This is a genomic window from Thioclava sp. SK-1 (assembly GCF_001705665.1).
In the GTDB taxonomy this organism is placed as follows: Bacteria; Pseudomonadota; Alphaproteobacteria; order Rhodobacterales; family Rhodobacteraceae; genus Thioclava.
In genome coordinates this window covers 1-6,320 of record NZ_MDHA01000072.1, presented here as the reverse complement: position 1 = coordinate 6,320, position 6,320 = coordinate 1, and the positions used below count along the sequence as shown (strand labels likewise).

At 53.9% G+C, this 6,320-nt stretch carries 5 protein-coding genes and 3 pseudogenes; 6 read left to right on the top strand and 2 right to left on the bottom strand.

Going from position 1 to position 6,320, the window contains the following annotated elements; all coding sequences use genetic code 11:
• Window positions 1-1,060 (top strand): annotated as a pseudogene (locus BFP70_RS20480) (IS3 family transposase); the annotation flags it as partial.
• 36 nt (window positions 1,061-1,096) lie between these two features.
• Here the strand turns inward: BFP70_RS20480 and istA are convergent.
• A pseudogene (istA, locus tag BFP70_RS17560) lies at window positions 1,097-2,151 on the bottom strand (IS21 family transposase); the annotation flags it as partial.
• A 390-nt stretch (window positions 2,152-2,541) separates the two neighbouring features.
• Here istA and BFP70_RS17555 point away from each other — a divergent pair.
• The 5 genes from BFP70_RS17555 (at window position 2,542) to BFP70_RS17535 (ending at window position 5,975) form a co-directional block, all read left to right on the top strand.
• On the top strand, window positions 2,542-2,982 hold the full coding sequence (locus tag BFP70_RS17555) for a replication/maintenance protein RepL (RefSeq protein WP_218059688.1): 441 nt from the start codon (window positions 2,542-2,544) through the stop codon (window positions 2,980-2,982).
• 27 nt (window positions 2,983-3,009) lie between these two features.
• Window positions 3,010-3,432: a hypothetical protein gene (locus tag BFP70_RS17550; protein WP_066012966.1), complete on the top strand. Its 423-nt coding sequence runs from the start codon at window positions 3,010-3,012 to the stop codon at window positions 3,430-3,432.
• A gap of 76 nt (window positions 3,433-3,508) precedes the next feature.
• A complete protein-coding gene (locus BFP70_RS17545; RefSeq protein ID WP_066012964.1) occupies window positions 3,509-4,411 on the top strand; it encodes a DUF4123 domain-containing protein in 903 nt (300 codons plus the stop codon).
• The gene (locus BFP70_RS17540; protein ID WP_066012960.1) at window positions 4,411-5,181 is read left to right on the top strand and encodes a Tox-REase-5 domain-containing protein; all 771 of its coding nucleotides are present in this window, start codon (window positions 4,411-4,413) and stop codon (window positions 5,179-5,181) included. Before BFP70_RS17545 ends, BFP70_RS17540 begins: the two co-directional genes overlap by 1 nt.
• Before the next feature lie 2 nt (window positions 5,182-5,183).
• The gene (locus tag BFP70_RS17535; protein WP_066012958.1) at window positions 5,184-5,975 is read left to right on the top strand and encodes an Imm52 family immunity protein; all 792 of its coding nucleotides are present in this window, start codon (window positions 5,184-5,186) and stop codon (window positions 5,973-5,975) included.
• A 231-nt stretch (window positions 5,976-6,206) separates the two neighbouring features.
• On the opposite strand, the pseudogene BFP70_RS21270 reads toward BFP70_RS17535, so the two are convergent.
• Window positions 6,207-6,320: pseudogene (locus tag BFP70_RS21270) on the bottom strand (ATP-binding protein); the annotation flags it as partial.

The window sequence follows — 6,320 nt, the reverse complement described above, 5'->3', positions numbered from 1 at the left end:
ACGGCGACAGGTTGCGTCGGACCTTGGGGTTGGTTTTTCGACCTTGGGCAAGTGGATGCGGGATTACTCGACCGATCCAACAGCCGCTGAGGACGCGGAGTTGCGCCGCGAGAACGAGCGCTTGCGTAAAGAGAACCGTATTCTGCGGGAGGAGAGGAAGGTGTTAAAAAAGGCGGCAATCTTCTTCGCGAGCCAAAAGCAATGAGATTTCAATTCATTGCGGAGTATCGCGGAGATCTTTCACGTGCGTATCTGTGCCGCATGATGCAGGTTTCAGATCGTGGGCTACGGACGTGGCGTCGCAGGCCGCCCTCACATCGCCAGCGTCGTGACATGATCCTTCTGGCATATATCCGCGAACAACATCGGCTCAGCTTGGGCAGCTATGGCCGTCCGCGCATGACGCAGGAATTGAAGGAACTGGGTCTTCAAGTTGGCCAGCGCCGCGTCGCCCGGATCATGCGTGACAACGGCATTCAGGTTCTGCGCAGCCGTAAATTCAAGCGCACGACCGACAGCGACCACAGCTTCAACATCGCTCCGAACCATTTGAACCAGGATTTCACAGCGACGGCGCCAAACCAGAAATGGGCCGGGGACATCACTTACATCTGGACGCATGAAGGTTGGTCCTATCTATCTGTCATCATTGACCTATATTCGCGTCGCGTGATCGGTTGGGCAATTAGTAATCGCATGAAGCAGGACTTGGCCCTACGTGCTTTGGACATGGCAATCGCGCTACGCCGACCACCGTCTGGCTGCATTCACCACACCGATCGCGGCGCGCAATACTGTGCCCACGAGTATCAGAAACGCCTTCGCCGTCACAAACTACTCCCTTCCATGAGTGGCAAAGGAAATTGTTACGACAATTCGGCGGTCGAAAGCTTCTTCAAATCCTTCAAGGCCGAGCTGATCTGGCGAAACACATGGCAAACACGCCGGGATGTTGAGGTCGCGGTGTTCGAATACATCAACGCTCTCTCATAACGCGCGCAGGCGCCATTCAGCATTGGACGGAAAATCACCCGTGGCGTTCGAAAAACTCGCCGCCTAAGATGAGCAACACACCGGAACAGAAACGGTGCAGGTCCATTTGCCCTTCAGCGACCACGACCAGCCGTTCGGGATAGACATGCAAACTGACACGTCGGTTCGCAAAGCTGGCGGGAACGCTGTAGCGATTGCGTTCGAACGTGCTCAGGCACGTGGGTGACACACGCTTACTGTGTTCGATAAAGCCATCGAATGCCGGCGGAAGTGCCATTAGCATGGGCTTCTCGGCCTCCCACACGTCAGCGATGGACCCCGGTAGAGCCTTGTGCGGTGTCTCCGTCCAAAGGGCGATACAGCGATCTTCAAGCCATTGGCTCAGCTCTGCCAGATCGGCGCAGACCGGCATGACCTGCCACATACGGTTGCGCGCATCCTGCACATTCTTCTCAACCTGGCCTTTCTCCCAACCGGCCGCCGGATTGCAGAACTCGGGCTCAAACACATAGTGGCTGGCCATAGCTTTGAAGCGCGCATTGACGGCCCGCTGCTTGCCTTTGCCAACGCGGTCAACTGCCGTCTTCATATTGTCATAAATGCCACGTTCAGGGACGCCGCCAAAAACCCTGAACGCATGCCAATGAGCGTCGAACAGCATCTCATGCGTTTGCAACGGATAAGCGCGTACCAGGAACGCGCGACCTGCAGTTTGACCCGCTCACCACCGATGTTTGCCCAGTCCTCGCTCCAATCGCATTGGAACGCTTCGCCGGGCTGGAACACCAACGGCACATAGGTGCCGCGCCCCGTCGTCTGTTCCGCTTCATGCTGATCAGCGCGCCATGCCCGGGCGAAAGCTGCCACGCGTTCATAGGAGCCGTCATATCCCAGCTTCACCAGATCAGCATGCATTTGCTTCACTGTCCGCCGCTCTTTGCGTGACTTCCGCGTCTGGATTAAAAGCCAAGCTGCCAGCCGATCCGCGTAGGGATCCAGCTTGCTTGGACGCTTGGGCGTCTTGAACTGCGGCTCAACCGCGCCTTCGCGCAGATACTTCTTGATAGTATTCCGAGACAAACCCGTCCGCCGGGCAATCTCGCGTATCGGCATTTTGTCACGCAATGCCCAGCGTCGAATGACACTCAAAAATCCCATGTCGATCACTCCAAATCCCCCCAACCAAAACCGTCGGGGAAGTGTGTTCACATGGGTCAATTCTCAGTGACAATTTATGGGGCTACCGGGTCAATTCTCAGTGACAATCAACAACCTAGGTATGAGTGAATTTTGTGCAGGCATGGGCGAATTTTGACGGCATAATGCAGGCCACACGTGATCGACAAATGACTATGTATGATTCAAATTTAACCACCGATGGACTAGGGGTAGGTCATGGATGAACCAGGGCGGGCACAATCAGAAAATCGGGAAACACTCCCGAGCAAACCCAATCGTGGCCACTTCGTGCAGACTGACCGTGCCGCACATGAAGCTTGGGCACGGTTAGGCACGAAACATCCAGCGGCTTCTGCGTTACTCCATGTCTTGGCAGCCAACGTTGGTGACCAGAACGCGGTCATCGCATCCCATAAGGTGCTGGCCAAACTCATGGGTTCGTCTGCATCCACCGTGAAACGCGCCCTGAGGACCCTTGAAGCTGGCAACTGGATCGAGGTCCAACAGATCGGCGCAAGCGGCACCGTCAACGCCGATGTCCTCAACAGCCGCGTGGTTTGGACCGAAGCCAGGGACCGCCTGCGCTACGCCCGCCTTCAAGCAGAGGTTCTTCTGGCCGAAGACGAGCAGCCTGAACCCATCGAGGCCAATAAAGCTGCTCTGCACCATCTTCCTCGCATTGAAGAGATGCAAATCCCTTCGGGTAGCGGTTTGCCGCCGGTCTCTCAGCCCAGTTTTCCCGGTATGGAAGTAGATCTTCCAACAATATCGGCTGAATATGACGACGATAAACGGCAAACGGCAACATAAACACCAAAGTGAACGATAGGAAACCCCATGGTTTACACCCTTGGAGAGGCTGCAAAAGCCACGGGGAAATCAAAAGCAACAATCTCTAAAGCCATAAAATCAGGACGTATATCTGCGGAAAAGGATGAAAGCGGCACGTTCCGCATCGATCCATCCGAATTGCATAGAGTTTACCCCCCAACACCATCGACTAAACAGGAAGAAACGCCAAATTCAACACCGGCAAACACTCAAAATTATAGCGAGATAAAGGCGTTACAACGTCTTCTTGAAGCCACACAAGAACGCTTGGCCGACAAAGAAGACGTCATCTCTGATTTGCGCGAGGATCGTGACCGCTGGCGAACGCAGGCAACGGGGCTACTTTCCGATTTAAGAACGGCACAAGAAAAAGCAGCACTAGCAGCCCCTACACAAAAGAAGGGTTTCTGGAGGCGGCTTTTCGGTTAAAACTGAGCCAACAATTTAAGTTTTTCGAAATTAATCTCATGCGGCCGCCATACGGCAACAACGCCTAAGTGAACAAATGCAGCTTCAGCCCGAAATTATGGATCTCACACCAAGAGATACGAGTGCTCTTTTGGACCTTCTGTTCCAAGACGGGCGCGAGGTCTTTGTCATGTTGGACGGCGCTTTGCTCCCAGACTTACCGGAGAGACTGCAGTCGCACCCTCATGAAGCATGCTGCCTGATCCCATCATCGGAAGAAGAAACTGCAAACGCACTGCCATGGATCGCGCGCATAGAGCGTCACGACGCTCTACTGCGGGATCTTCTCTCTGACAAAATGCCATCTGGAATGTGGTCCATAGACCCAGGGCTGTTTTTTCTATCGACAAAAAGCCTGTTGGAGCTGACACGCCATTTAAGAAAATTCCACAGACCCCGCGTTGCAGAACGCAAGTCTGCGCTTTTCCTGCGGTATTGGGAGCCTGGGTTACTTGGGCAACTACTGAAAGCTGGCATCCCACATATACAAGCACTCATCTCACCAGACACTTCGGTGGTCAGCCGAGTCGGGTCGGATGTGTACAAGTTTACCGCCATGGAAGAGGCGTGGGATCGACCCGGACAGCTGACTACAGAGCACGTTCGGCAAATCGGCCAAATGCTTACAATGCGCCGTCGGAGTGCCTTGTCGGACAAGATCATCGAGACCTTTCCAGATCATGTCTCTCACCTCAAACGCGCGGCTGTCGAACGCGAGGTTCAGGATGCATGGATGAGTGCAAACGACTTCGGACTACGTAACGGACAGATACGTGCAAAATTCATCATCACGGCTGTCGCACTGACTCCAGGTTTTCACAGACACGAAATTATAGAGACTATGTTTCGTCGATCTCCTGACCCAGATCAGACCTTCAGAGATTACGACACCGTCATTAAGCGTCGCTTCACCGCCATGGCAAAAGAGGAGCGCGATTAATGGTTCTGCCTGCTGTCGTCTGGGGAGGAATCTGGGTTGCTGGCGCGATTGGCGCGCGTTTGGCTGCACGGCAAGTCATTCGCACGGTCGTCCGCCGCGCCGCACAGATGGCCGCGAGCAGGGCAGCACAAGCGGCTTATCGCGCGGCCGTTACAGCGGGCACACTTTCACCGGAAGACCACACCGACATCGATAACCAGTTTGCAGACGATCAAGCGAAGGCAGACGCGCTCGCTAAAGAGATGGAAGCCACTTGTTCAGCAGACCCTGCCAAATGCGAAGCATGTGAGGCCAATCGAGGACACCCCCTTGCGCGAAACTGGAACATGTCAGCCCGCGCAAGACAGTATCAGCAATTCATCACCGGTTTTCCGCGCGGAGTAGAATACAACTATAATGGCGTCTATTTCGACGGTTTCTGGCAACCCATCTGTACGCTTGTCGAGGCCAAAGACAATTATGCTTTCATGTTAGTTGTGCAGACCGATGATGGCGGTTTTTTCAGCGATGCTTCCATCACGTCCGTAGATTGGCGTTTCAAACGAGCAGAAGGTGATCCCGCCGCAAAAATACAGTTGGTTGGCGAGGCTAGGCGGCAAGACGGAGCTGCACGCCCGCGTCCGCCCGTTCAGCTACAATGGCACTGCGCCCAAATATCTCTGGTCATTATTCTCACCAAAGAATTCCAGTCTGCAGGAGTGCCGATTGTGCCTATCTACACACCAAATCCGAACCATGCAGACCCACATAGTGGCTATATTCAGGAGTAACCATGTACAGAATTGCGGGTTTTACACCCGGTGTTCGGGCCGCCAGCGACATTGATGCAATCCGCGAAGAATTCGACCGCATCATACGGCTTGCAAATCATGTACGCTCCTTACATCCGTTGTTCGGACGGTTCGGCGTAATGGACACAGAGATCAGCGCACGCGGGCAAGCGCTCATGGATAAAATGAGCCTTCAGGATGATCAAAGTGCTGAAGATATTGCCGAACTTGACCGCTTGTCCGCCGCTCCGAATACGACATTTCTTTTCGATGCGCCCGAGAATTTCCTCAAATCCATGATTACAGCGCATCAACGCAAAACAGTAGATGACCCTGACGCACCCATATCATTATCCGTGCGCACGGATGGCACCTATGAAGGCGAGATTGAACGCGTGGTGTACTGCAACGGTCGAGATTTCGGCAGTATCACGCTCCAGATGCCCATGCACGATAACACAGACTTCTGGTATCAGAACTGGACGGTCATGCGTGATATCATGTTCGGGGTCATGGATATCTGGAAAGTCGACTGGATCGTCGCCCAACCGACCATGTATGTCGGGTTACAGAAAAACCTCTTCCACGATCGCCGGTCATTTGGGTGGATGGGCTGGACACCGCAAGACCTGTCCCGTGGGGCAAACTCTGCTCTGGCCAGAATGGAGCCTCACAAAAGCGGTACGTTCATGCTTCTTCAGGAGCGGATGATGACCATGAAAGCGCCGGATATCGACGCCTGCAACAAGGCAGAGGCCTATCTTTTGGATCGCGGGGCCTTGGCGCTCCTGTAGCCCCCCATTTCCCGCCTGAGTTGCGCTAGGGAGTGGAATGGATGTTATGTCGCATTCCTTTAGCTTTATGTAGGCAATCACTTTACAACTGTCGCCTATTAGCTTACATGCAACTATGATCAAGACATTCGCGCATAAGCAGCTCAAATTGTTGATTGTCACTGAGAACTGACCCGGTAGCCCCATAAATTTTCACCGAGATTTGACCCACCCTCAGTTATGTGCCGCGGTCTATGACGGGGTCAACGTTTTGGTCTCCTTTCGTGTTTTCTTTGCAGACTCGGAGCTGGCCTTGAAGCGGTAGCTGTCGTTGCCAGTTTCGAGGATGTGGCAGCGGTGGGTAAG